Raw genomic sequence first — 22,083 nt, forward strand, 5'->3', positions numbered from 1 at the left:
TCATGGAAGCGCACGCCCGAACTATGCCTGAAGGAGCCCTCTCCGATCTCAAGGTGCTCGAGCTCGGTTCGATGCTGGCCGGGCCCTTCGTCGGCTCGATGCTGGCGGATTTCGGCGCCGAGGTCGTGAAAGTGGAGAAGCCCGGAAAACCCGACGCGCTACGCGAATGGCCGCCGCACAAGGACGGCGTGGCGCTCTGGTGGAAAACCATGGCGCGCAACAAGCACACCATCACGCTCGACATCTCGCGGCCGGAAGCCCGGGAGCTCGCCCTGCGCCTGATCGGCGAAAGCGATATCGTCATCGAGAATTTCCGCCCGGGCACGCTCGAGCGCTGGGGCTTCGATCCGGCCGAACTCTCGCAGCGATTTCCGCGCATCGTCTGGGTGCGCGTCAGCGGGTGGGGGCAGACGGGTCCCAACCGGGAACAGGGTGGATATGCCACGATCGCCGAGGCCTTTTCCGGCCTCGCCTCCTTCACCGGTCACGCCGACAAAGGACCTACCGTTTCGGCTTTTCCGATGGGCGATTACCTCGCCGGCATCTTCGGTGCCTTCGGAGCGCTCGCAGCGATCCATCGGCGCGAGCGCAGCGGCCGCGGCCAGATCGTCGACGTGGCGCTCTACGAACCCCTGCTGCGCATCATCGAGTCGGTGGTCGTCCGCTACGACCAGATCGGTCAGAAGAAGCCGCTGCTCGGCAATCAGATGGAAGAGGATGTTCCGCGCAACGTCTACGCGACCGCCGATGGCGGGGCGATCGCGATCAGCTGCGGCTCACAACGCATCTATGAGGGGCTCGTCGACGCCATGGAGCGGCCGGATCTCAAGCATGATCCGCGCTTTGCGACCATGGCCGATCGCGTGACCCATCGCGACGCCATCGACGGGGAAGTCGCGGCCTGGCTGAAGACGCAGCCGACGGCGTCGGCACTTGAAAAGCTCGTGGCCAACAAGGTCGTCGCCGGCAAGATCAACGACATCGCCGATGTGCTCGGCGATGCGCATATCGCCGCCCGCGAGGCGATCCGCACACTCGTCGACGAGACGCTGGGGCCGATGCGCATGCCGGCGCCCGTCCCGAAGCTCAGCGAAACGCCCGGTGACATCCGCTGGCCGGGCCGGGATCCCGGCGCATCCAACGACGAGGTCTTCGGCGGCTGGCTCGGGCTTTCCGCCACGGAGATCGAAGCCTTGCAGCGCAATCACATCATCTGAGGCGGCCATGACGAGCAATATCGGTATCGCGGGCTACGGTCGTACCGCATATGAGAAGCGCACCACGCGCACGCTCTTTTCCTTCCTGTCCGAAGCTGGGAGCAAGGCGCTGGCCTCGGCCGGCCTGACCTTCAGGGATGTCGACGGACTGGCCATCTGCTCCTTCGAGCTGCCGCCGGACAATACCGTGACGGCAGCCGAGCAACTCGGCATCTCCGTCTCCTGGGCCTATCTCGGCACCGCCGGTAGTGCCGGCCCAGTGGCCAGCATCATCAATGCCAAGCATGCCATCGAGAGCGGCCAGGCCACCACGGTGCTCTGCATCGCCGGCGACAATTACGACGTCGGCGGCCATTTCAAGCTGATGGACAATTTCAGCCGGGGCCTACGAAACTACGGCACGCCGCTCGGCTTCGGCGGAGCGAATGGCCTGTTCGGAATCATCCAGCGCAAGCACATGGAAACCTACGGCACGCGGCGCGAGGATCTCGGTCGCATCTCCGTAGACCAGCGCCGCAGCGCGCAGCGCAATGAGCACGCGCTCTTGCGCGGCCCCATGACGATCGACGACTACATGAACGCCCGCGTCATTGCGGACCCTATCTGCCTTTATGACTGCGTGCTGCCTTGCGCCGGCGCCGAGGCCGTCGTCGTCACGACGCTTGACCGCGCCCCGGCCGGGAAGGCTGTGCGCATCCTCTCCGGTTTCGAGCGCCACAATCACCCGCCGATGGAGATCGCCCCGCTGCGCGGCGGCTGGGAGACCTTCGCGGGCAAGCTGTACGACAAGGCCGGCTTCGGCCCCGAGGACATGGATTTCGTCCAGCTCTATGACGATTATCCGATCATGGTCGCGATCCAGCTCGAGGATCTCGGCTTCTGCAAGAAGGGCGAGGTCAGCGCCTTTCTGGCCGCGAACAGCTTCTCCTGGGACGGGAGCCTGCCGCTCAATACGGGCGGCGGCCAGCTCTCCTGCGGGCAGGCCGGCATCGCGGGCGGCCTGCTCAGCGTCACCGAAGCCGTCTGCCAGCTGCGCGCGGAAGCCGGCGACCGGCAGGTCGCGAACGCCAGACGCGGTCTCGTCGCGGGCTATGGCATGGTCGGCTACGGCCATGGCCTTTCCGCCAGCAGCATTATCCTGGAGGCCGTGCAATGAGCGCCGAGATCGCCTATCCCCAACCGTATGAAGACCAGGACAACGCCCCTTTCCTGACCGGCTGGCGCGAAGGCAAGCTGCTGCTCCAGCAGAGCCGCGGCGGCGGCCCCCTGTTCTTCTACCCGCGACCGATCTGCCCCTATACCGGCTCGACGGACCTGGTTTGGCGCCAGGTATCCGGGCGCGGCAGAATCGTCTCTTTCTCGCTGATCACCCGCCCCAACCATCCTTCGTTCAACGAGGAAGTGCCGATCGTTCTAGCGGAGGTCGAGCTCGATGAGGGCGCAAGCCTCCTCGGCCGGATCATCGGCGCCGATGCGGCATCGATCGCGAGTGGCGTCAGGATCGAATTGCTGCCACCCGACGAGGCGCGTCGCTACCCGCTGCCGGCTTTCCGGCTGGCTGCTTGAGGCCTGTCGATGCTCCACCTCGATGACGATGCGGTTGCCACGGCGCTGGACTGGCCGGGGCTCGTCAGTGCGCTGCGGGCGGGCTTCCGGAACGGCGCCGAAAGCCCGCCCCGCCCGCACTACAGCGTGAAGGTGCCGGGCGAGCGGGATGCGACCCTTCTGCTGATGCCTGCCTGGACGACCGGAGGCCATATCGGCCTCAAGACCGTCACGGTCTTTCCGGACAACGGGCGTCGCGCCTTGCCGGCGGTCAGCTCCCATTATCTGCTGATGAGTGCTCGCGACGGCAGGATCGTCGCGAGCCTGGAAGCGGGGGAGCTTACATCCCGCCGGACGGCCGCAGCCTCGGCGCTCGCATCGAGCTATCTTTCACGCCCGGATGCCTGCAGCCTGCTCATCGTCGGTGCCGGTCGCATGGCTCCGAACCTCGCCCTTGCGCACGCCTCGGTGCGCCCGATCGAGAGTGTGCAGATCTGGGCCAGGGACATGGCCAAAGCCGACCGACTCGCCCGCCAGCTCGAGGGCATGGGCTTGAAAGCCGCCGCTGTATCCGCGCTAGAAACAGCGGTCTCCAACGCCGACATCATCTCCTGCGCGACGCTGAGCGAGGAGCCACTCGTACTCGGCGAATGGCTGCGACCCGGCTGCCATCTCGACCTTGTCGGTGCATTTACGCCAAGCATGCGTGAAGCCGACGACGCGGCTCTGCGGCGTGCGAGCGTCTTTGTCGATACGCATGCCGGCGCAACCACCGAAGCGGGCGAGATCGTACAGGCGCTGGCAAGCGGCGCGCTCGCAGCAGGCGATATCCGTGGCGATCTCTTCGATCTCGCCTCCGGTCGTGTCGAGAGCAGGCGCAGCAAGGAAGAGATCACGCTATTCAAATCGGTTGGGTGCTCATTGGAGGATCTCGTCGCCGCCGAACTCTGCTTCGAACGCTCCGTCGGCGCGCAAATCTGAACCGCGGCAATGCGGCCAAGGGCGAGCCAGTATCCGGGCGTGCGTTGGACGCTGGTATCGGTCTACGCGATCACCGTGCTCGCGCGCACAATGGTGATCGCGCTCATCCCGATCCTGGCTTACGAGGTGCTTGGAACGGCCCAGCGCGTCAGCGAGATGTATCTGATCGCGAGCTTGTTCGGTATCGCGGTCAGCATCGCACTGCCGCGACTTCTGCATCGCCTGGGGCGCCGGCCCCTGCTCGCCGGCGCGGCGCTCAGCGGAATTGGCTCCGCGATCGCGTTGAGTTTGAACAACCCCGGCGGGCTCGTCGCGGGGCTGATACTCCATGTTCTGATGGTGCTCACCTTCGAGAACGTCATGAGCCTCTACATCATGCAGCACATCCCCCGGCGCGGGCTCTCCGGGTTCGAACCCCTGCGCATTTTCCTCGCCGGCGCGAGCTATGGCGCGGGGCCCTGGCTTGGGATCGCATTGGCGGAGACCCTCGCTGCCGGCGTGCCCCTGGCCGTCAGCGCCGGCTGTGCCGTGGCTGCGCCGGCTCTCCTCGCAGTTTTCATGGACCGTACACGGGCCGCCACGGCGGCGCCGGCGGTGGCCGTTGCCAGAGGCGCGGATGTCCTGCACTTCTGGGCGCAGCCACGACTCCGGCTGGCCTGGCTGCTGACCACGATACGCGCCGCATGGTGGGCAATGTACGTCGTCTACGTGCCGATCTTCGCCGTCGGATATGGGCTGGGCGCCTCGTTTGGCGGCGCCCTGGTTTCGCTAGGCTCGGCCTTTCTTCTGCTGGCACCGCTGTGGGGGCGCCTTGCCCGCCGGACCGGAATTCGACCTTTGCTCCTTGCCGCCTATGGGATGTGCGGGCTGTTCACGAGCCTGGTCGCTCTGCTCGCTCCGCTGAACGCCTACGCCGCCGCCTGCGCGCTCATGGCAGCGGCTCTCGCGATGAGCGCGATCGACGGCATGGGCAATGTCACCTTCCTGCGCGCCGTCCGCACTCACCAGCGCACGAGGATGACGCCGATTTTCACGACGTATCGCGATGTCGGTCAGGTCGGAGCGGCAGGTCTTTTCGCCGTTCTGCTGATCTTCCTGCCGCTGGCCGCCGTGTTTGCCGCCGCCGGTATCACGCTCCTCGCCGGGGCAGCGCTATGCCGATACCTGCCTCGGCGCTTCTGAAACAGGAGAAGCGAATGCTCACGCAGCCATATACCCACGGGCTTTGGGCGAAGACCGCGCCGCCGGCGCCTGCGCTGACCGCGCTCGCGGAACATCTGTGCTGCGATGTCGCGATCATCGGGGCCGGCTATACCGGCCTTTCCGCCGCCCTTCATCTGGCCCAGGCTGGCGCAGACGTCATAGTGCTTGAAGCCGAGGAGATCGGCTTCGGTGGGTCGGGCCGCAATGTCGGCCTCGTAAATGCCGGGATGTGGATCATGCCGGACGATGTGGCTGAGGTGCTCGGAAAGACGTACCAGGAGCGGCTTCTGCACGAGCTGGGCGAGGCACCCAACCTCGTCTTCGAACTGATCGACCGTCACAAGATTTCGTGCGAAGCCGTCCGAAATGGCACCCTGCACTGTGCGGTCGGCGAAGCCGGTCTGAGGGAGATCAATCGACGCGGCGAGCAGTGGCTCAAACGCGGCGCCGATGTCGAGATACTTGACCGCCCTGCCACCGCGGCGAAGCTGGGAAGCTCGGCATATCGGGGCGCGCTGCTTGATCATCGGGCAGGTACGATTCAGCCGCTGGCCTATGCGAGAGGTCTGGCGAAAGCCGCTCAAGAGAATGGAGCACGTATTTTTTCGCAGACCTCGGCTTTAAGCGCTCGCGCTGCGCCCGAGCGACTGTGGCGGCTCGAAACCCCCGGCGGCTCTGTCACGGCGAACTGGATCATCGTGGCAGGTAATGCCTACATCCAAGGTCCTTGGTCCGCGCTACGACAAGAACTGGTCTCGCTCCCCTATTTCAACTGCGCCACGACACCTCTTTCCACACAGGCTCTCGAGGAAATCCTGCCGGAACGGCAGGGCGCATGGGATACGAACGCCGTTCTATCGTCGTTCCGCCTGGACGACGCAGGACGTCTGATCTTTGGAAGTGTCGGAGCACTGCGCTTCGGCGGGCAGAAGATCCACAAGGAATGGGCCCAGCGGGCAATCTCACGGATCTTTCCCCAATTGCCTTGCACCAGCATCGAATTCAGCTGGTTCGGCAGAATTGGAATGACCAAGGATCATGTCCCGCGTTTCCACAAGCTGGACCGAAACGTAATCGGTTTCCTGGGTTACAACGGACGGGGGATCGGCACAGGAACGGTGTTTGGCCGCGCACTCGCCGGTTTCATTGTCGGCAAACTCAACGAAGGGAGCTTGCCTTTGCCCGTGAGCTCTCTCAGACCCCATCCCCTGCGCCGTCTCAAAAGCACGATCTACGAGGCAGGAGCGCAACTTCTTCATTTTGGTGCTGCGCGGCTTTGACGACGAGCGTCTAAATCCGAGATGCAGCAATCCTGCAGCTGCTATCGGGTTACCTCGCGGTTGCAGTCTCACGGGTCACCGCGATTCCACCAGCGTCCGCCAGCTTCACGCCAGTCGATCCAATGTAATTTGTAGCGGAGCGATCCGCGTGAATTCCAATTGATGGCCGCGAACTCCAGTGAAATCTAAAAAAACTATAGTAAATCTCTTGCCAAAATTGGGGTCAAGGGTTCGAATCCCACGCCCACTCCAGACAGTCTTTGATTGAGAGAAGCATGCAAGCGTCTGGTTTCCCCGCACTTTTTGCTTTTCTGGGCTGGGAAGTTTCCGCACCATGTCCGAGGGGCTCCGAAAGGCCGTGGTTACACCGAGGTTACAAGTGGGCTTCGGCGCCAATCCGCCCAGCTCACTGTTTGAAGCGATTTTCCCGATGCCACTGCAGAAAATGCGGATGCGGGCAGTCATGGGTTCGCAGTGGCGGTAGTGCTCGAGCTGTCTGCCTGAGGGGCTAAACCAGGGCTGGAGCCTCGACTTCGCCGCCGACCAAACGCGTCGATGGCCGGCGCTTCCGAGTCATCGTCGTGGTCGACGGCTTCACCCGCAAAGGCAAATAGGGACAACGTCATGAGGCGCCTCTTTGCAGCGCCTTACGGAATTGCTCGTTCGTTGCTCCGAGCCTGGATCAACGAAGTCGTGACACGAACTAACGGATCGCCCCAAACACATGTTTCGGGGGACGGGGCGTGAAGGAGCAGTATGTTGGCGACGTCAACGACTATCGAAAGTATGCGCTGCTGCGGCTGCGCGGCCGGTCAGGCCTGAGGCTCGGCGTCTGCTGGATGCTGACGCCGAACGACGAGCGCAGCAACGGCAACAAGCTCGGCTATCTCGATCAACCCAGCTACGAGCGGCACGATCCCGAACTGTTCGCCCTGCTGCGGCAGGTAAAGGACGCGCCGGACGCGCAGCGGTTGATGCTGATCGAGAACAGCGAGGTCCTACCCGACACCATCTTCGTCAATACCGTCGTGCCAGACGCGCTGTTCGAGCGGCAAATGTGGTTCCGGCAGGCTGTTGTAGCCCCCCAAAAGCCCGGACATTTCTCACGATGCTGCATGGGCCGCGATGAACTCGCGGGGTGAACGATATCCGAGCGCCCGATGAGGGTGAAGCTCGTTGTAATGGGCGAACCATTCCGGCAGGGCGAGCATGACGGTTCTGGCATCCGGGACAGGATTCACCGCGACGTAATCGCGCTTGAAGGTGCGCACGAAGGCTTCGGCCATGCCGTTGCTCTGCGGGCTCTGGACCGGGGTGGTCAGCGGCTCCAGGCCGATCTCGCGGGCAAAGCGCCGGGTCGGACCAGCGGCCATTATCGGTCAGCCATTCGATGGTCTGCGGCAGGCGATTGACCTTGCCGAAGCGGTGCTCGACGGCGGTGACCATGAGGTCGCAGACATCCTCGCCCTTGATGCCCTCAGTGGTGGCGACATGGCCCATGGCGTCCCGGTCGCAGCAATCGAGCGCGAAGGCGACGCGAACCTTTTCGCCGTTGTCGCAGCCGATCTCGAAGCCGTCGGAGCACCAACGCAAATTGGAGCGCGCGACAGCGATGCGGCCGTCGTGACGGCGCTCGACCCCGCCAGCATGGCGTTCGAGCAGAAGGCCATGGACCTTCATTACCCGATAGACCCGCTTGCGGTTGGCGGGCGCACGGCCCTTGGCCATGGCTTTGCGGCGCAACCTGGCCCAGACGCGAGCATAGCCGTAGCTCGGCATGTCGTCGATGACTGCCTCAATCTCGGCCAGCAGCGCCTCTTCCGGCAGGGGCGGACGGCCTCTGCGCTGGGGAGAGCGCCCGGCCGTCCGCCGCGCCACCCGCGCGGCGAGATGCGAACGGGCCACTTCCAGCGTCGCGGCGACGGCGTTCATGGCAAACCGTCCTTGGGCAGCGACAGCGACCGCAATCTCCGTTTTTTTTTATCCTCCGCCAGTTCGAGGGCGTTCTTCAGGATTTCCACCTCAAGGGTCTTCTTGCCCAGGAGGCGCTGCCACTCGCGTATCTGCTCCTGCTGGGCCCGGAAGGCCGACGCCGGGACAACCTCCTCCTCGGCCGCCGTCGCGGTCAGCGCACCTTGCTCGGCAAGCCGCCGCCAGGTGAAAAGCTGGTTCGGCGACACCCCGCACCGACGGGCGACAAGGCTGACCGTGACGCCCGCCTCGTGCGTCTGCGCCACCATCTCCAGCTTCTCCGAAACAGACCACCGGCGACGCCGCTCGGGGCCGGTCAGAACCTCAACCTTCGGATAAGAACCAGTCATAGCCACAACATTACTCCCAACCCTTATTTCAAGGGTGAGACATGTCCGGGGAATTCGGGGACTGCTTCACAGGCGAGCAAGATCCTCGCCGATACCGACCTCATCTCCTTTGACCCCGACAACGGCATTGAGGTTGGTTCAGTCGCCAAGGGGCGACGCAATTCCTCGAAATATGTCTATCGCGACGAGTTGGCAGCGACCTACCGCTCGGGCCATTCGCTGCTGATCTATCAGCATTTCCAGCGCAAGAAGCGCGAGAGCTTCATTCGCGATGTCGCGAACGATCTCCGGCGCATTGCCGTCGACGCCGAAATCTGGGCGATCCGAACCTCGCACGTCGTGTTCATGCTGGCGATCCAGCCGCGACACCGCCCTGCCCTGTCTGCGGCCGCGCACCACGTCCGCAAAATCGCCGACCCGAGCTTCCTGCGCGCAGAACTGATCGCACCCGGAAGCCCATGATTGCGCGCGGATTTTCGGCGTGTTTCGGTGGCGATTTTTTGCCGGAGATCAGCATGAATTTCAGGGCTATCGCAGCCACCCTCGCCGCGGCCACGCTCGTTGGCTGCCAGACGCCGCAGCAGGCAGCCGAGGCGCGCACCAAGGTCGTCTGTTTCCAGGCCGGTTATGGTGAGACCTCTCCTCACCATGCGGAGTGTATGCGGACCATGCTGCCGGTTGCGCAGCAAATGGAGATGCGGCAGCGCATGGACGATATCGGCGACGGGCTGGCGCTGATCGCCGCCGAAACGCAGCGGCGCTAAAGCGGCGCTTAGCGGGTATCGCGCGAGCTCCTTCTACGGAAGGCAGCGCGGCACCACGCGAGAAAGTCCACCAGCATCGGCACGCCTGCGAGCAAGAACAACAGCAATGCGAGCGGAATGGCCGAGACGAAGCCGATATGCTTGAACCCCAGGGCGCCGACCACTCCGCCCAGCAAGAACGCCCCCAGCAACGAGGCGAGCAGACGCAGCTTGCGCCGATCAGCCAGAACCCGGCCACCGAGCAGGCCTCCCGTGCGGTTCCAGTAGAAGAGCTTTCCGAGCTCAATCCCAATGTCGGTCGCGATGCCGGTCACATGCGTCGTCCGGATCCGGGCGTGCGAAACCTTGGTGATGATCGCGTTCTGCAATCCCATGATGAAGCAGAGCAGCGGTACCGCAGCGACGACCAGGATCGGCATATAGGCCCGCATGCTGCCGATCAGGCCGAATGCGAGCAGCAGCGCCGCCTCGAGCAGCAACGGAAAGCTGTACTGGCGATAGGCGACGTGCCGGCGTCCCCAATTGATGAGGACCGCCGAGCAGGCCGCGCCGAGCACGAACGACATCAGCGCGCCGAGCCCGGCGACCGCGAGGCCGACTGCCCCCAAGGCGATATTGTCGGCCATCGCCGAGACGATACCTGACATATGCGACGTATATTGGCCGACGGCCAGGAAGCCACCGGCGTTCACGGCCCCCGCGATAAAGCAGAGAGTGAAGCCGAGCTGCGCATCGGCCGCCTCGCTTCGCTCAGCTCCCACCAGCCTGCGTAACGGGCTGATGAGGCGCAATTCAGTCGAGCTGGTTCCTCTGGCGTCGGAAGGGACGTTCATTGATATGGCGCAGCCTGCGAGCGAGCTCAAAATCGGGAGTGGCTGGCCTATATCAGGCCTCTGAGCCCCTCCGGCAACTATGGCGCGCCCTGCTTCGGCTTCAACTCGAAGAAGATTAGGGAGGTCGCGAAAACAGCAAGCTCGGGCCCGCCGCACATCGCTTCCACTGGGCATGGCCAACGACCACCCCGCGCGACCTACCCGCGCAGAGCTGCGCTCTGGTCAGATGAGTGATGCCGAGGCCAAGGCGCGCCTTGCCATCGAGCTGGAGCGCGGAAACAGTGAGTACAACCGGCAGCAGGCCACATCGGCTACATCAGTCCGGTCGAATTCGAAAAGAAGGTGGGATTAGCCTAACCGACCGTCCACAGAACCGGCAGCAGACCAGGCAGCGGCGCAAACCGATCGACTTCGGGGAAGAGCTTCTTCGCCCACAACCAAGCACCAAATCTGTTTGGGTTCACAGCGCGCTCGATGGAGGCGAGGCGCTTGCGAGCCCACTCAAGCATGCGTTTCGTCTCGGGGGCACCGATCGGCGCGGCCCAGTCGATCCAACCACTGAGGTCGCGGGCTTTGGCTCGGAGCGTCACGTTCGTCCTCGCGCTTTCGGCGCTGCCCCGCCAATCGTCGATTTTCATCAGCTCGGACCGAACGCGGACGGTCGCACTCCCGCTCACTTTTTCCGGAACCTGCTGGCTTCTGCCAGTCGAGTCGGCTCGCCGGCTGCGAACTTCGCCCCTGTGACGGGGCGAAGTCGTTCCGGTTCAGCAGCGCCGGGAAATCACGATGATCACATCATCAACGCAGCACGCGGCGCAGGCCCGAGAGCCGGTCGATCGCGACCATCACGACGATGGAAATCAGGATCAGCGAGCTGGCAAGTGCCGCGCCGACTGCGTCGTACTGAAACTTGATGTAGGAGAAGAGCTCGACCGGCAGAGGCGTCCAGCCAGCGGGCGCTAGGAAGACTGAGATAGGGAAGTCGTTCCAGGACAGGACGAAGCAGAGCACCAGGCTGGAGACCAGCCCGGTCCGGATCACCGGCAGAGTGATCGAGACCATGGTCCTGACCGGCCCCGCCCCGACATTGCGCGCGGCCTCCTCGAGCGACAGGTCGAAGTTCTGCATGCTCGCCGTCAGGATACGGACGGCGAAGGGCAGGACATGGATCGAATGCCCGATGACCAGCGCCGGAATGCCGGAGCCGAAGCCGAGCCGGGCGAAGAAGACATAGAGCGCGAGACTGAAGATCGTCGTCGGGATCAACAGCGGCGACATGATCAGCAGGTTGATCAGCGCCTTGCCGCGAAAATCGTAGCGGACCATCGCCAGCACGACCATGAAGGCGAGCGTGTTGGCGATCAGCGTCGCCGCGACGCCGAGCCAGAGGCTGACCCCCATCCCCCGCACGAAATTGTCGGAGGTCCAGGCCTGGCGGAACCATTCCAACGTAAAGCCGGAGGGCGGCAAGATAAACTCCTGCGGGTTCACCGAGACCATCAGGGTGATCAGGATTGGGAAGAACAGGAAGCCCATCGCCAGATAGGTGACGAGCCGCAGCACCAACGAGCCCAGATCGAGCCGCATCATCGCTTGGCCTCCAGCCGGTTGAGGATCAGCTTGCCGAACAGGAAGGACATGCCGGTCAAGATTGTCGCATTGGCCAGAATCATGATCACCGACAGGCTCGACGCGAAAGGCAGGTCGTTGTTGAGCAGCGCCTCGCGATAGATGACGAGGCCGATCATCTGCGTGTCGTTGGCGCCGACCATCAGCGGCACCGCGAAGGCCGAGAAATTCAGGGTGAAGACGATCACCAGACCGGCATAGAGGCCGGGTAGCGTCAGCGGGAAGCTGATGCTCCAGAAAGCGCGCCAGCGATTGGCGCCGACATTGCGCGCCGCCTCGACGAAGGAGGGGTTGATGCGCTCGATCGAGTCCAGCAGCGAGAGCACGATGTAGGGCATGCCGATGTAAACCAGCAGGATAATCACGCCCTTAAGGTCCCACATATAGCGGACCGGCTCGTCATAGACACCGATCGCGATCATCAGCGAGTTCAGGAGGCCGCCGCCGCGGAAGATGACGATCCAGCCATAGACCAGGGTGACAAGGCCGATCAGCAGCGGCGCCAGCACCATCGTCATCAGGATGCTCTTCTGCAGCCCGCGCGTCTGGGCGATGTAGAGCGCGACGGGGTAGCCGAGCAGCACCGAGATCGCGGTGGCAATGATGGCGATGCGAATCGAGAACCAGAGCGTGTTGATCAGGTACCAGGGACTGCCGAGAAAGCGGACATAATTGTCGATGGTCAGGGCGGAGACCATGTAGGCGCCGTCGACGCCTTGGTTGAAGCTGGTCCGCGCCACCCAGAGCAGCGGCATGACCACGAAGATCAGCAGCGCCACCATCGCCGGAGCGAGCAGGAGCGGAGCCGCCATCCCCTTCCTCACGGCCGGCCTCCCTCGCTGCGGATCAACCTGAAGTCGCCGGGCTCGGCACCGATGCGGACGTCGTCTCCGATCGCGGCGACGCTGCCGGCCTGATGTGTCTCGACATAGACGCTCTCGCCGCCGTCGAGCTGGACGGTGTAGCGGATCGTCGGGCCGTAGTATTCGACGAAGCTGATCCGACCGGGAAAGACGTTGGGCCCGTCCTCCCCGGGCGGATAGATCCGGATGCGCTCGGGACGCAGCAGCACCCGCACCCGCTCGCCGGCGGCGATCGAGGTCGGCGCCGCCACGAGCAAATCGAGATTACCGCGGGTGCGCACTGTCAGGACGCCGCCGGACGCCGCGATGACCGCCGCATCGAAGAAGTTGGTGGTGCCGACGAAATCGGCGACGAACTCCGACTGCGGATCGTCATAGACCTCGGCCGGGCGGGCGATGCGGGCGATCTTGCCGCGATTCATGATCACCACCCTGTCGGACATCGACAGCGCCTCTTCCTGATCATGCGTGACGTAGAGCGTCGTCATCTTCAGACGAGACTGCAATTGCTTCAGCTCGCGCCGCATCGCGACGCGCAAGGCGCGGTCGAGGTTGCTGAGCGGCTCGTCCATCAGCAGGAGCTGCGGCTCCAGCGCCAGCGCGCGGGCCAGGGCGACGCGCTGCTGCTGGCCGCCGGAGAGCTGGCGCGGCAGGCGATCCTCATAGCCGGATAGCCCGGTGACCCCGAGCGATTCCTCGATCTTGCGGGCGATGAAGGCCCGGTCGCGCTTGCGCAGCTTGAGACCGAAGGCGACGTTCTCCGCGACCGTCATATGCGGCCACAACGCATAGTTCTGGAAGACGAAGCCGACCTCGCGCTTCTCAGGCGGCAGATGGGTGACGTCCCGGCCATTGACCCGGATGGTGCCATCGCTCGCCATGATGAAGCCGGCGATCATCCGCAGTGTCGTAGTCTTGCCGCAGCCACTGGGGCCGAGCAGCGAGACGAACTCGCCATGCCCGACCTCGAAGGAGACGTCGTCGACCGCCATGACGTCGCCATAGCGCCTGCAGACGGAAGCGACCTGGATGGCTTTGTCCTGTGATGCGTTCATGTCATCCGCTTTGCCGGATAAAGGCGTCGTAGAAGCCTGGACTGGCGCGCCCGACGAGCGGGCGACGCCTTGCGAGGAGTGTGGCGCCGGCCTGCTCGCCCGGCCGGCGCTTGCGAGCGCGCTCACTTGCTCGTCATCTGGTTGAGCTGGTTCTGCCACTTGGCCTTGTTGGCCGTGATCTTCTCCTGATCGGGCAGGAATAGCCGTTTGAACTGCTCGTTCTGAACCAGCAGGTCGCGGTATTGGAAATCGCCGGGGATCGGCGCATTCTGCACGGTCGGGGCGTAGAGATTGCGCGTCGCGAAGGCGATCTGGACCTCGGGGCTCAGGACATAATCGACGAAGGCCTGCGCCTTGGCCGGGTCCTTGGCCGCCTTGGTGATGTTGATCGTGCTGATCAATGGGAAAGTGCCCTCGGCCGGGCGGGCGAACTTGACGTTCCTGGCCCCCTTTTCCAGCAACTCCTTCATGCGCCCTGTCGCCAGCATGCCGAGCCAAGCATCCTGCGTCTGGAACAGCGAGACCATCTGGCTTTCGACGTCGAGCGAGCCGATCAGGTTGCCGCTCTTCATCAGCGCCGCCATCTTGTCGAGGCCGGGCTGGATATTGTCGATGCCGCCGCCGTTCCGCTCGGCCTGCTGCACGGTCAGGCTGAGCGTCGGGATGTGCTCGAAACCGTAGATGACGACATGGTTTTTGTAGTCCGGCTTCCAGAGCTCATCCCAGCTGGTCGGCGCCGCCTTCACCTTGTCGGCGTTGTAGGCGAGCACGTAGTCGCCGACATTGACGAAGACCGTATAGGGCGAGTGGACCGCGTTCGGATATAGGTTCGCCATGTTCGGGATCTTGGCCTTGTCGAGGGCCAGCCACAGGCCTTCCTTCTCGCCGGCGATCGAGTTCAGCAGCGTGTTGGTGGCGACGTCGACCTGACCGAGCCGCGCCTTGACCAGATGGTCGGGGCTGGCGCCGACGACCCACTCGATCTTGCAGTTATGGGCTTTCTCGAAGCCGGCAGCGACCGATTCATAGGTCTTCTGATAGCTGCCGCCCCAGGTGGTGACCCTGAGCTTGCATTCCTGAGCAATCACGGGAGAGGTCAGCGTGCCGAGCGTCCCGGCGAGCAGCAAAGCCGAAATCGTCCTGTTCATCATAGTGTCCCCGATTCTTGGTTGCAGTCAGATCCGCAGCAGCCCTCTTCTGTCGGAAGGCTTGAATGGCCGGCACCGTCTGGGCGGCGCCGGAAGAGCCTGCCGCCCGCGGCGGCAGGGGCAGTCAGTGCTTCGCCTTGCGGCGGTTTCTGAGATCGGTCAGCGAGTAGCGCGAGTGGATCGCTTCCTGATCAACGCACATCTCGATCAAGGCCGGCTTGCCGGACGCCAGGCAGCGCTCGAAGGCCGGTGCGAACTCCTCGGTTCGGGTGACGCGCTCGGCATGGGCGCCATAGGCCAGCGCCAGCGCGTGGAAGTCGGGATTGACCAGCTGGGTGCCGTTGACGCGGCCCTCGAGGCGGTTTTCCTCGTGGATGCGGATCGTGCCGTACATGTTGTTGTTGAACAGCACGACGATCACCGCCGCTCCGTACTGCACGGCGGTCGCCAGCTCCTCCGAGCTCATCTGGTAGCAACCATCGCCGACGAAATCGACGACGACCCTCTCGGGATGCAGCAACTTGGCCGAGATCGCTGCCGGCAAGCTGTAACCCATCGAGCCGCTGATCGGGCCGAGCTGCGTGTGCAGCCGGTAATGGGCGAAATAGCGCTGGCTCCAGGTCGCATAGGCGCCGACGCCGTTGGTGACGATGGCGTCCTCGGGCAGGCGCTGGCGCAGCCATTTCATCAGCTGCGGCAGGTCGATCTCGCCCGGGCAAGTCCGGGGCGTGGTCTCGATCTCGAAGGTTTTGCGCAGGTCGGCCGTCCAGTCGCCGCGCGCGGCGTGGTCGACCGGCGCATGGCCAGCGAGCCGGCGGGCGAAGGCATCATTGTCGGCAAGCAGGGCGAGGTCGACCTGGAAGACCCGGTTGAGCTCGTCGAAGCTGCGGGTGACGTGGACGAACTTCTGCCTGGGCACCGGGATGTCGAAGAGCGTGAACCCTTCCATATAGCCGGCGCCGATCGTGTTCACGTCGCTGAGCGCGTCGTTGCACATGATGACGAAGTCGGCGTCCTTGACATGCGCCAACAGCGCCGGGTTCGAGCCGATGCCGATCTCGCCGACATAGCAGGGTAGGCGATGGTCGATGATGTCGCGCCGCCGGAAGGTGGTGACGACTGGGACGTTGTTGGCGAGCGCGAAGGCCTGGATGTCGTTGCGCGCCCCTTCCGTCCAGCCGGAGCCGCCGACGATCAACAGCGGCCGCTGCGCCGCCGAGAGCATGGCGAATATCCGCGCGACTGCCTCGTCCGAAGGCTCGCCGGCAGAGGCCGGGACGCTCGGCTTGCCCGGCGCGACCTCGCACTCCTCCTCGAACACATCCTCCGGCACCACCAGCACGACCGGCCCCATCCGCCCGGTCATGGCCGTCTGGTAGGCGCGCTGCACGAATTCCGGGATGCGCCTGGGATCGTCGATCTGGGCGACCCACTTCGTCATCGGCGCGAACATGGTGCGGAAGTCATAGGCCATGAAGGCCTCGCGCTCCATTAGCGCACGCTTCACCTGCCCGACGATCAGGATCATCGGCGATGAATCCTGATAGGCGGTGTGGACGGCGTTGACGGCATTCGTCGCGCCCGGGCTGCGGGTGACGAAGGCGATGCCGGGCCGGCCGGTCAGCTTGCCATAGGCCTCGGCCATCTGGGCGGCGCCGTTCTCATGGCGGCAGCTGATCGCGCGGATCTCGGGATAGCGGACGCCGAGCGCATCGAGCGCGCAGAGAAAGCTCTCGCCGGGAACGTGGTAGATGATCTCGGCGCCGTTGAGCTTCAGCTCGTCGGCGAGGATCTCGCTCCCTTTTCTCATCACCATGTTGTTAGTTCCGCTTGAGGCCATGCCGAAGGGTCATGCTGCGCATCGCCCTCACCCGATGACGAATGGGTTGGCGATCTCGTCCGCGATCGAGAGCCAGACCGCCTTGGTCTGCAGGTATTCGCGGATGCCTTCGGCGCCGTTCTCGCGGCCGATGCCGCTTTTCTTGTAGCCGCCGAAAGGCGTCGTGTAGGAGATGTCGCGATAGGTGTTGACCCAGACGCTGCCGGCCTCCAGCCGGTCCGACATCCGCATGGCGAGCTTCATGTCGCGGGTCCAGACGCCGGCGGCGAGGCCGAACTCGCTGTCGTTTGCGATCGCGACCGCCTCGTCCGCATCGTCGAAGATCAGGGTCGAGAGGATCGGCCCGAAGACCTCCTCGCGCGCGATACGCATCTCGTTGTTGACGCCGGTGAAGATCGTCGGCTCGACGAAGAAACCGCGGGCGCACTCGTCGCCATCCGGACGCTTTCCGCCGAGTAGCAACTCGGCACCGTCCTGGCGGGCGATGTCGACATAGCCGAGCACTTTCTCGAACTGCATCTTGTTGGCGATCGGTCCGACCTGAGTGCGGACATCGCGGGGATCGCCTACGCGGGCGGTCTTGGTGAAGGCCGCGAGCTTCTCGACGAACTCATCATGGATGCGGCGCTGCACGAGCAGACGCGAGCCGGCGATGCAGGTCTGGCCGGTCGCGCCGAAGATACCGCCGACCACGCCGCGCACGGCATTGTCGAGATCGGCGTCGTCGAAGACGATGTTCGGCGATTTGCCGCCGAGCTCCAGGCTGACCCGCTTCACATCCTTCGCCGCCAGCGAATAGAGATGCGCGCCGGTCGCAGTCGAGCCGGTGAAGCCGACATGGCGTGTCAGCGTATGGCTGACCAGCGGCTCGCCGACCTCCTTGCCGAAGCCGGTAACGACGTTGACGACGCCGGGCGGGAAGCCGGCTGCCTCGACGAGCTCCATCAGCTTGAGAGCGGTGGCAGAGGTGTGCTCGGCCGGCTTCAGCACCAGCGTATTGCCGGCGGCGAGCGCCGGCGCGGCCTTCAGCGATAGCAGGAGGAGCGGCGCGTTCCAGGGCACGATCGCGACGCAGACGCCAAGCGGCTCAGGCCGCGAATAGCTCAAAGCCGGCTTGTCGCAAGGGTGCACGACGCCTTCGATCTTATCGGCCAGGCCGGCATAGTAATAATACCATTTCGGGATGTAGCGGATCTGGTGCTGCATCTCGGCTAGCAGCCGGCCATTGTCGCGCACCTCGATCTCGGCGAGCAGGTCGGCATGCTCCTCGATCAGCGTGCCCAGTCGATGGATGATCTTGCCGCGCTCCGAGGGGTGCATCTTGCCCCACGGCCCCTCCTTGAAGGCGCGATGGGCCGCGCGCACGGCGCGGTCCGCATCCTCGGCCCCGCCGCGCGCGACCATCGCCCAGGGCTGCGCGGTGAAGGGATCGACCGTCTCGAAATACTGCCCGGAGGCCGGCTTCACCCATTGGCCATCAATGTACATGTCCAGCGTGCGCAGCGCGGGCGAATGCGACGTCATCAGAATCTCTCCCGTCATAGCCGGGCGCAGCGAGAACGAAGCGCTTCCTGGCTAGATTTTTATCATATCATTTTAAAGTCGATATGATATCAATAACGGATACTGATCCGATCAATCCTGAGGTGTCAAGCGCCTTCCTGTTGAAAAAATGCGCAACGCGCCCTTAAAGGCAGCAGAGATCGATACCGTTTTAAAAGCATTGTGATATCAAAGCTTCCCAAGCAGAGGACCCTTGCATGACCGAGCTGATCCAGGTCACCCAGCCGCTCTACGGGCAGATCAAGACCGCGATCGAAAAGCGGATCCGTGCTGCGGAATGGCCCGCGGACTTCCAGGTCCCGCGCGAGGAGGACCTCGCAGCCGAGTTCGGCGCCTCGGCCCTCACGGTGCGCCGCGCGCTCCGGGAATTGCAGTCCGAAGGTATGCTGGTGCGCGTCCAGGGCCGCGGCACCTTCGTCGTCGGCCCACGCATGCAATGCGCGATCTTCGAGCTCTCCGACGTTTCGGAGGAAATTTCGGCGAGCGGTGGCGTCCACACCAGCGAAGTGATGTCGCTTTGCGCGCTGGCGCCGGACAGCCCCTTTATCGGCCTGCTGGCCCTTCCGGCAGGCAGCACCGTGTTCCACTCGCGCCTGCTGCACAAGGAAGACGGCACGCCAGTCCAGATCGAGGACCGCTTCGTCAACGCCGCCGAAGCGCCCGCCTATCTCGAGCAGGACTTCACCCGGATCACGCCGCACGCCTATCTGCTGCGCATGACCGAGGTCACCTTCGTCGACAACACGATCCGCGCCATCCGGCCCGATGAGGAAAGCCGAGAAGCCCTCCAGATCGATACCAACCAGCCATGCCTGCTGCTCGACCGCCGGACCTGGCGCGGCGACGTGCCGGTGACGCGTAGCCGCTTCCTCTATCCGGGGGACCGCTATCGCCTGCGCAGCGCCCATGAAGCGACGTCGGCCCAGCCGGTCCTTTCGGCGCCGGGCGGTACCGGGCAGTTCCCAAGGCGAATCCGCTAGCGCGAGCGCGCTCCGAACCGCGACGACCTAACCCTGGCTCCGCGAAAGGCGACGCGCGGTCTCGACGACCATGGCGATCAGTTCCTCCTGCCGCTCCTGCGTGAACCGGTAGCTCGGTACGGTCACAGTGATGCTGCCGACGACCTTGCCGCGCACATCATGGGTGACGGCCGAGATCGCGCTGATCTCTTCGTCGAGCTCGCCAAAATTGAGGGCATAGCCGCGCTGGCGGGCCGTCGTCAGCTCCTGCTGCAACGCAGCAGGCTCTGTGACCGTCCGCTCGTTGAAGCGCTCCAGCGGGCCGGCACAATAGGTCTCGATCACCTCGCTCGGCTCATGGGCGAGCAGGATCTTGCCGCAGGCGGTGCAGTGGCCGGGGTCGCGCCGGCCCTGCTCGGAGAAGATCCGGACAGCGCCAGGGCCGGGAACCTGCTCGATCGTCACGGCATCGCTGCCGCCCCACATGTTGAAGCTAGCGGTCTCGCCCGATCGCGCCGCCAACTCCTCGAGGGCGGGCCGAACCAGATCCTTGATGTGCAGCTCGGCCAGCACGGGCGCGGCGAGCAGGACGAGGCCGGGCCCGAGCTTGATCCGGGCCGAGGCGGCATCGCGCTCGACCAACCGCGCCGCCACCAGGGTCGCGACCAGCCGCGAGATCGAGCTTTTGTGCAGCCCGATGCGCCGCGCGATCTCATTGATGCCGAGCGGCTCGGGCGATCCAGACAGGCATCGCAGAATGGCGATCGCATGCTCGACCGCGCCGACCGTGGCACCTCGCGCCTCGCCTGGTGACGCAACGGGATTTTCCATCAGTACACGCTCCCGCATCTCGCTTGACGAGACCCGTAAAGGCTGACAAGCTCGTATTATGCAACACTGTTGTGCATTGCGCAACACAATTTCCCCCGAGGAAGAACGGCCCCGTTCGCTCGAACCTGGCTGAGCAATTCGGGGGCGCTGGTGGGCACGCCGGTCAAGGGGGATCGCGGAGACGCGACGCCGGGCGATGAACGGGCACGACCCGGAAACCGTTCGGAAAAACGGGGAGGTTTTGATGCACAAGCTCGGAATTCTGACAGCGTCTCTTGCTGCCATGCTCAGCTTCGGTGGCGTGACCATCGAGGCGCGGGCCCAAGCACCGGCGATGAAGAAGATCACGTTCCTCACCAACTACGTCTACAACGGCCGTCACGCGCCGTTCTTCGTCGGCCGCGACAAGGGCTTCTACAAGGAGGCCGGCTTCGACATCGATATTGCACCGGCAACCGGCAGCGGCTTCGTCATCGCCGCCGTCGATGGCGGCAAGGCTGATTACGGCATGGCCGAGGTTGGCCCCGTCGTGCAGGCGGTCGCCAAGGGCGCCAAACTCAAAGCCTTCATGGTTTACACCGACGTCACCACCAGCGGCCTCGCCTCGCTGACCCCGTTCAAGACGCCGGAGTCGATCATTGGCAAGCGCATCGCCGCCTCGCAGACCGACAGTGCCCGCGTCGTGCTGCCGATCATCTTCGACGAAAAGAAGCTCGACGCCTCCAAGCTGGACTGGCAGGCCGCCGACCCCGGCGTCTATTTCTCGCTGCTGCTGAGCAACCGGACCGACCTGTTCACCGCCAGCTCCGACGGCGATATGCCGGCCCTGACCAAGGTCGCGACGGCGCAGGGCAAGACGGTCGAGTTCTCCAGCTTCGTCGACTGGGGCTACGACGTCTTCGGCTACGTCCTCGTCGCGGCCACGCCGACCCTGGAGAAGAATCTCGACGAGGCCAAGCGTTTCGCCGCTGCGACCCGCAAGGCGGTCGAATACGCCATCAAGAACCCGGAAGAGACCGCCGATATCATGGTCAAGGCCAATCCGGCGATGAATCGCGAGACCGTGCTGACGCAGTGGACCGGCGCGATCAAGTCGATGCAGACGCCCTATACCGCCGAGCACGGCTATGGCGCAGCCGAGGACAAGCGCATCCAGCGCACGATCGATCTGGTGAAGAAAGCACTGAAGCTCGACGCGACGCTGGCGCCCGATGACCTCTTCGCCATCAAGGGGAAGTAGGCCGCTCCGGCCGCCCTTCTCAGCCTGCCGCCCGCACTCCGGAAGCCTCCATGTCCACCTCTCTCGTCATCGACAACCTGTCGAAGACCTTCGGCTCAACCTTGGCTATCGACCAGGCGTCCTTCTCGGTCCCCGAGAACAGCTTCGTCTCGATCGTCGGGCCGAGCGGCTGCGGCAAGTCCACCTTGCTGCGCATCGCCGCCGGGCTGGTGCGCGCCAGCAGCGGCCGCATCAAGCTGCGCGGACAGGAGGTCACCGGCCCGATCCGCGATGTCGGCATGGTCTTCCAGTCGCCGGTGCTGCTGCCTTGGCGCACGACCCTCGGCAACATCCTCTTCGTCGCCGAGATGGGCGGGCTGCGCGCTGCAGACTATGAGGGGCGCGCCCGCGAGCTGATGGCGCTTGCCGGCCTCTCCGGCTTCGAGGACAGCCGCCCCTTCGAATTGTCCGGCGGCATGCAGCAGCGCGCTGCGATCTGCCGAGCGATGCTTCTCAAGCCGTCATTGATCCTGATGGACGAGCCCTTCGGCGCCCTCGATGTCATCACCCGCGAGCGCATGGGCTTCGCGCTTCAGACATTGTGGGAGGAGAGCCGCAACACCGTGCTCTTCGTCACCCACAGCATCACCGAGGCCGTGCTGCTCTCCGACATCGTCGTGGTCATGTCGCCGCGGCCGGGCCGCATCCATGACATCGTCGAGATTGACCTGCCGCGCTCGCGCACCACCGCGACTTTGCGCGATCCCCGCTTCGTCGCCTTCGCCGCCCGCGTGCGCGAGGGCATCGAGGCCGGCGAGACGGAGTACTGACG

General features: G+C 64.4%; 20 protein-coding genes and 2 pseudogenes. 12 read left to right on the forward strand and 10 right to left on the reverse strand.

The annotated features are described in order from the left end of the window. Nucleotides 1-23: 23 nt before the first annotated feature. From AC3RCC_RS17815 to AC3RCC_RS17845, 7 genes are all read left to right on the forward strand, one after another. Nucleotides 24-1,217, forward strand: a complete 1,194-nt coding sequence (locus AC3RCC_RS17815) for a CaiB/BaiF CoA transferase family protein (RefSeq protein WP_492256092.1) — start codon at nucleotides 24-26, stop codon at nucleotides 1,215-1,217. Nucleotides 1,218-1,224: 7 nt separating this feature from the next. Then, the gene (locus AC3RCC_RS17820; RefSeq protein ID WP_492256093.1) at nucleotides 1,225-2,373 is read left to right on the forward strand and encodes a thiolase family protein; all 1,149 of its coding nucleotides are present in this window, start codon (nucleotides 1,225-1,227) and stop codon (nucleotides 2,371-2,373) included. Further along, the gene (locus AC3RCC_RS17825; protein WP_492256094.1) at nucleotides 2,370-2,783 is read left to right on the forward strand and encodes a Zn-ribbon domain-containing OB-fold protein; all 414 of its coding nucleotides are present in this window, start codon (nucleotides 2,370-2,372) and stop codon (nucleotides 2,781-2,783) included. Before AC3RCC_RS17820 ends, AC3RCC_RS17825 begins: the two co-directional genes overlap by 4 nt. A gap of 9 nt (nucleotides 2,784-2,792) precedes the next feature. Then, nucleotides 2,793-3,743, forward strand: a complete 951-nt coding sequence (gene lhpI, locus AC3RCC_RS17830) for a bifunctional Delta(1)-pyrroline-2-carboxylate/Delta(1)-piperideine-2-carboxylate reductase (protein WP_492256095.1) — start codon at nucleotides 2,793-2,795, stop codon at nucleotides 3,741-3,743. Nucleotides 3,744-3,782: 39 nt separating this feature from the next. Then, nucleotides 3,783-4,925, forward strand: coding sequence for an MFS transporter (locus AC3RCC_RS17835; protein ID WP_492256096.1), 1,143 nt, complete (start codon nucleotides 3,783-3,785; stop codon nucleotides 4,923-4,925). Between the two features lie 14 nt (nucleotides 4,926-4,939). Then, a complete protein-coding gene (locus tag AC3RCC_RS17840) occupies nucleotides 4,940-6,226 on the forward strand; it encodes an NAD(P)/FAD-dependent oxidoreductase (protein ID WP_492256097.1) in 1,287 nt (428 codons plus the stop codon). Nucleotides 6,227-6,969: 743 nt separating this feature from the next. Continuing rightward, on the forward strand, nucleotides 6,970-7,368 hold the full coding sequence (locus tag AC3RCC_RS17845) for a hypothetical protein (protein ID WP_492256098.1): 399 nt from the start codon (nucleotides 6,970-6,972) through the stop codon (nucleotides 7,366-7,368). Here AC3RCC_RS17845 and AC3RCC_RS17850 read toward each other — a convergent pair. Further along, nucleotides 7,330-8,547 (reverse strand): annotated as a pseudogene (locus AC3RCC_RS17850) (IS3 family transposase). The gene AC3RCC_RS17845 and the pseudogene AC3RCC_RS17850 sit on opposite strands and share 39 nt — an antisense overlap. Between AC3RCC_RS17850 and AC3RCC_RS17855 the strand changes: the two are divergent. Continuing rightward, nucleotides 8,449-9,009, forward strand: coding sequence for a hypothetical protein (locus tag AC3RCC_RS17855; protein WP_492258846.1), 561 nt, complete (start codon nucleotides 8,449-8,451; stop codon nucleotides 9,007-9,009). The pseudogene AC3RCC_RS17850 and the gene AC3RCC_RS17855 sit on opposite strands and share 99 nt — an antisense overlap. Next, on the forward strand, nucleotides 9,006-9,311 hold the full coding sequence (locus AC3RCC_RS17860; protein WP_492256099.1) for a hypothetical protein: 306 nt from the start codon (nucleotides 9,006-9,008) through the stop codon (nucleotides 9,309-9,311). The genes AC3RCC_RS17855 and AC3RCC_RS17860 overlap by 4 nt, the downstream gene beginning before the upstream one ends. Before the next feature lie 65 nt (nucleotides 9,312-9,376). On the opposite strand, the pseudogene AC3RCC_RS17865 reads toward AC3RCC_RS17860, so the two are convergent. The 8 genes and pseudogenes from AC3RCC_RS17865 to AC3RCC_RS17900 form a co-directional block, all read right to left on the reverse strand. After that, nucleotides 9,377-10,144, reverse strand: a pseudogene (locus AC3RCC_RS17865) (YoaK family protein); the annotation flags it as partial. A 353-nt stretch (nucleotides 10,145-10,497) separates the two neighbouring features. Continuing rightward, on the reverse strand, nucleotides 10,498-10,782 hold the full coding sequence (locus AC3RCC_RS17870) for a hypothetical protein (RefSeq protein WP_492256100.1): 285 nt from the start codon (nucleotides 10,780-10,782) through the stop codon (nucleotides 10,498-10,500). 160 nt (nucleotides 10,783-10,942) lie between these two features. Beyond that, entirely contained in the window at nucleotides 10,943-11,734 is a 792-nt protein-coding gene (locus tag AC3RCC_RS17875) for an ABC transporter permease (protein WP_492256101.1), read from the reverse strand. Then, nucleotides 11,731-12,585, reverse strand: a complete 855-nt coding sequence (locus AC3RCC_RS17880; RefSeq protein WP_291636981.1) for an ABC transporter permease — start codon at nucleotides 12,583-12,585, stop codon at nucleotides 11,731-11,733. The genes AC3RCC_RS17875 and AC3RCC_RS17880 overlap by 4 nt, the downstream gene beginning before the upstream one ends. 8 nt (nucleotides 12,586-12,593) lie before the next feature. Then, nucleotides 12,594-13,691: an ABC transporter ATP-binding protein gene (locus AC3RCC_RS17885; RefSeq protein ID WP_492256102.1), complete on the reverse strand. Its 1,098-nt coding sequence runs from the start codon at nucleotides 13,689-13,691 to the stop codon at nucleotides 12,594-12,596. 122 nt (nucleotides 13,692-13,813) lie between these two features. Then, the gene (locus AC3RCC_RS17890; protein WP_492256103.1) at nucleotides 13,814-14,839 is read right to left on the reverse strand and encodes an extracellular solute-binding protein; all 1,026 of its coding nucleotides are present in this window, start codon (nucleotides 14,837-14,839) and stop codon (nucleotides 13,814-13,816) included. Nucleotides 14,840-14,963: 124 nt separating this feature from the next. After that, on the reverse strand, nucleotides 14,964-16,655 hold the full coding sequence (locus tag AC3RCC_RS17895; protein ID WP_291636987.1) for a thiamine pyrophosphate-binding protein: 1,692 nt from the start codon (nucleotides 16,653-16,655) through the stop codon (nucleotides 14,964-14,966). A 51-nt stretch (nucleotides 16,656-16,706) separates the two neighbouring features. Next, the gene (locus tag AC3RCC_RS17900) at nucleotides 16,707-18,203 is read right to left on the reverse strand and encodes an aldehyde dehydrogenase (protein ID WP_492256104.1); all 1,497 of its coding nucleotides are present in this window, start codon (nucleotides 18,201-18,203) and stop codon (nucleotides 16,707-16,709) included. Between the two features lie 236 nt (nucleotides 18,204-18,439). On the opposite strand from AC3RCC_RS17900, the gene hutC reads away from it, so the two are divergent. Then, nucleotides 18,440-19,222 (forward strand): histidine utilization transcriptional repressor HutC, encoded by a 783-nt coding sequence (hutC, locus tag AC3RCC_RS17905; protein ID WP_291636991.1) that lies wholly within the window; start codon nucleotides 18,440-18,442, stop codon nucleotides 19,220-19,222. A gap of 27 nt (nucleotides 19,223-19,249) precedes the next feature. On the opposite strand, the gene AC3RCC_RS17910 is transcribed toward hutC, so the two are convergent. Further along, nucleotides 19,250-20,032, reverse strand: a complete 783-nt coding sequence (locus tag AC3RCC_RS17910) for an IclR family transcriptional regulator (RefSeq protein ID WP_492256105.1) — start codon at nucleotides 20,030-20,032, stop codon at nucleotides 19,250-19,252. Nucleotides 20,033-20,276: 244 nt separating this feature from the next. Between AC3RCC_RS17910 and AC3RCC_RS17915 the strand changes: the two genes are divergently transcribed. Next, a complete protein-coding gene (locus AC3RCC_RS17915) occupies nucleotides 20,277-21,272 on the forward strand; it encodes an ABC transporter substrate-binding protein (RefSeq protein ID WP_492256106.1) in 996 nt (331 codons plus the stop codon). A gap of 50 nt (nucleotides 21,273-21,322) precedes the next feature. Beyond that, nucleotides 21,323-22,081 carry an ABC transporter ATP-binding protein gene (locus AC3RCC_RS17920; protein ID WP_291636996.1) on the forward strand — a complete coding sequence of 253 codons (759 nt, stop codon included), beginning with the start codon at nucleotides 21,323-21,325 and terminating at the stop codon, nucleotides 22,079-22,081. Nucleotides 22,082-22,083: the final 2 nt, after the last annotated feature.

The organism is Allobosea sp. GW823-FHT01F03 (assembly GCF_058798075.1).

Coding starts and splice junctions, on each gene's coding strand:
- AC3RCC_RS17815 (WP_492256092.1), top strand. CDS start 24: ATGCCTGAAGGAGCCCTCTCCGATCTCAAGGTGCTCGAGCTCGGTTCG.
- AC3RCC_RS17820 (WP_492256093.1), top strand. CDS start 1,225: ATGACGAGCAATATCGGTATCGCGGGCTACGGTCGTACCGCATATGAG.
- AC3RCC_RS17825 (WP_492256094.1), top strand. CDS start 2,370: ATGAGCGCCGAGATCGCCTATCCCCAACCGTATGAAGACCAGGACAAC.
- lhpI (WP_492256095.1), top strand. CDS start 2,793: ATGCTCCACCTCGATGACGATGCGGTTGCCACGGCGCTGGACTGGCCG.
- AC3RCC_RS17840 (WP_492256097.1), top strand. CDS start 4,940: ATGCTCACGCAGCCATATACCCACGGGCTTTGGGCGAAGACCGCGCCG.
- AC3RCC_RS17860 (WP_492256099.1), top strand. CDS start 9,006: ATGATTGCGCGCGGATTTTCGGCGTGTTTCGGTGGCGATTTTTTGCCG.
- AC3RCC_RS17870 (WP_492256100.1), bottom strand. CDS start 10,782: ATGAAAATCGACGATTGGCGGGGCAGCGCCGAAAGCGCGAGGACGAAC.
- AC3RCC_RS17875 (WP_492256101.1), bottom strand. CDS start 11,734: ATGATGCGGCTCGATCTGGGCTCGTTGGTGCTGCGGCTCGTCACCTAT.
- AC3RCC_RS17880 (WP_291636981.1), bottom strand. CDS start 12,585: ATGGCGGCTCCGCTCCTGCTCGCTCCGGCGATGGTGGCGCTGCTGATC.
- AC3RCC_RS17885 (WP_492256102.1), bottom strand. CDS start 13,691: ATGAACGCATCACAGGACAAAGCCATCCAGGTCGCTTCCGTCTGCAGG.
- AC3RCC_RS17890 (WP_492256103.1), bottom strand. CDS start 14,839: ATGAACAGGACGATTTCGGCTTTGCTGCTCGCCGGGACGCTCGGCACG.
- AC3RCC_RS17895 (WP_291636987.1), bottom strand. CDS start 16,655: ATGGTGATGAGAAAAGGGAGCGAGATCCTCGCCGACGAGCTGAAGCTC.
- AC3RCC_RS17900 (WP_492256104.1), bottom strand. CDS start 18,203: ATGACGTCGCATTCGCCCGCGCTGCGCACGCTGGACATGTACATTGAT.
- hutC (WP_291636991.1), top strand. CDS start 18,440: ATGACCGAGCTGATCCAGGTCACCCAGCCGCTCTACGGGCAGATCAAG.
- AC3RCC_RS17910 (WP_492256105.1), bottom strand. CDS start 20,032: ATGGAAAATCCCGTTGCGTCACCAGGCGAGGCGCGAGGTGCCACGGTC.
- AC3RCC_RS17915 (WP_492256106.1), top strand. CDS start 20,277: ATGCACAAGCTCGGAATTCTGACAGCGTCTCTTGCTGCCATGCTCAGC.
- AC3RCC_RS17920 (WP_291636996.1), top strand. CDS start 21,323: ATGTCCACCTCTCTCGTCATCGACAACCTGTCGAAGACCTTCGGCTCA.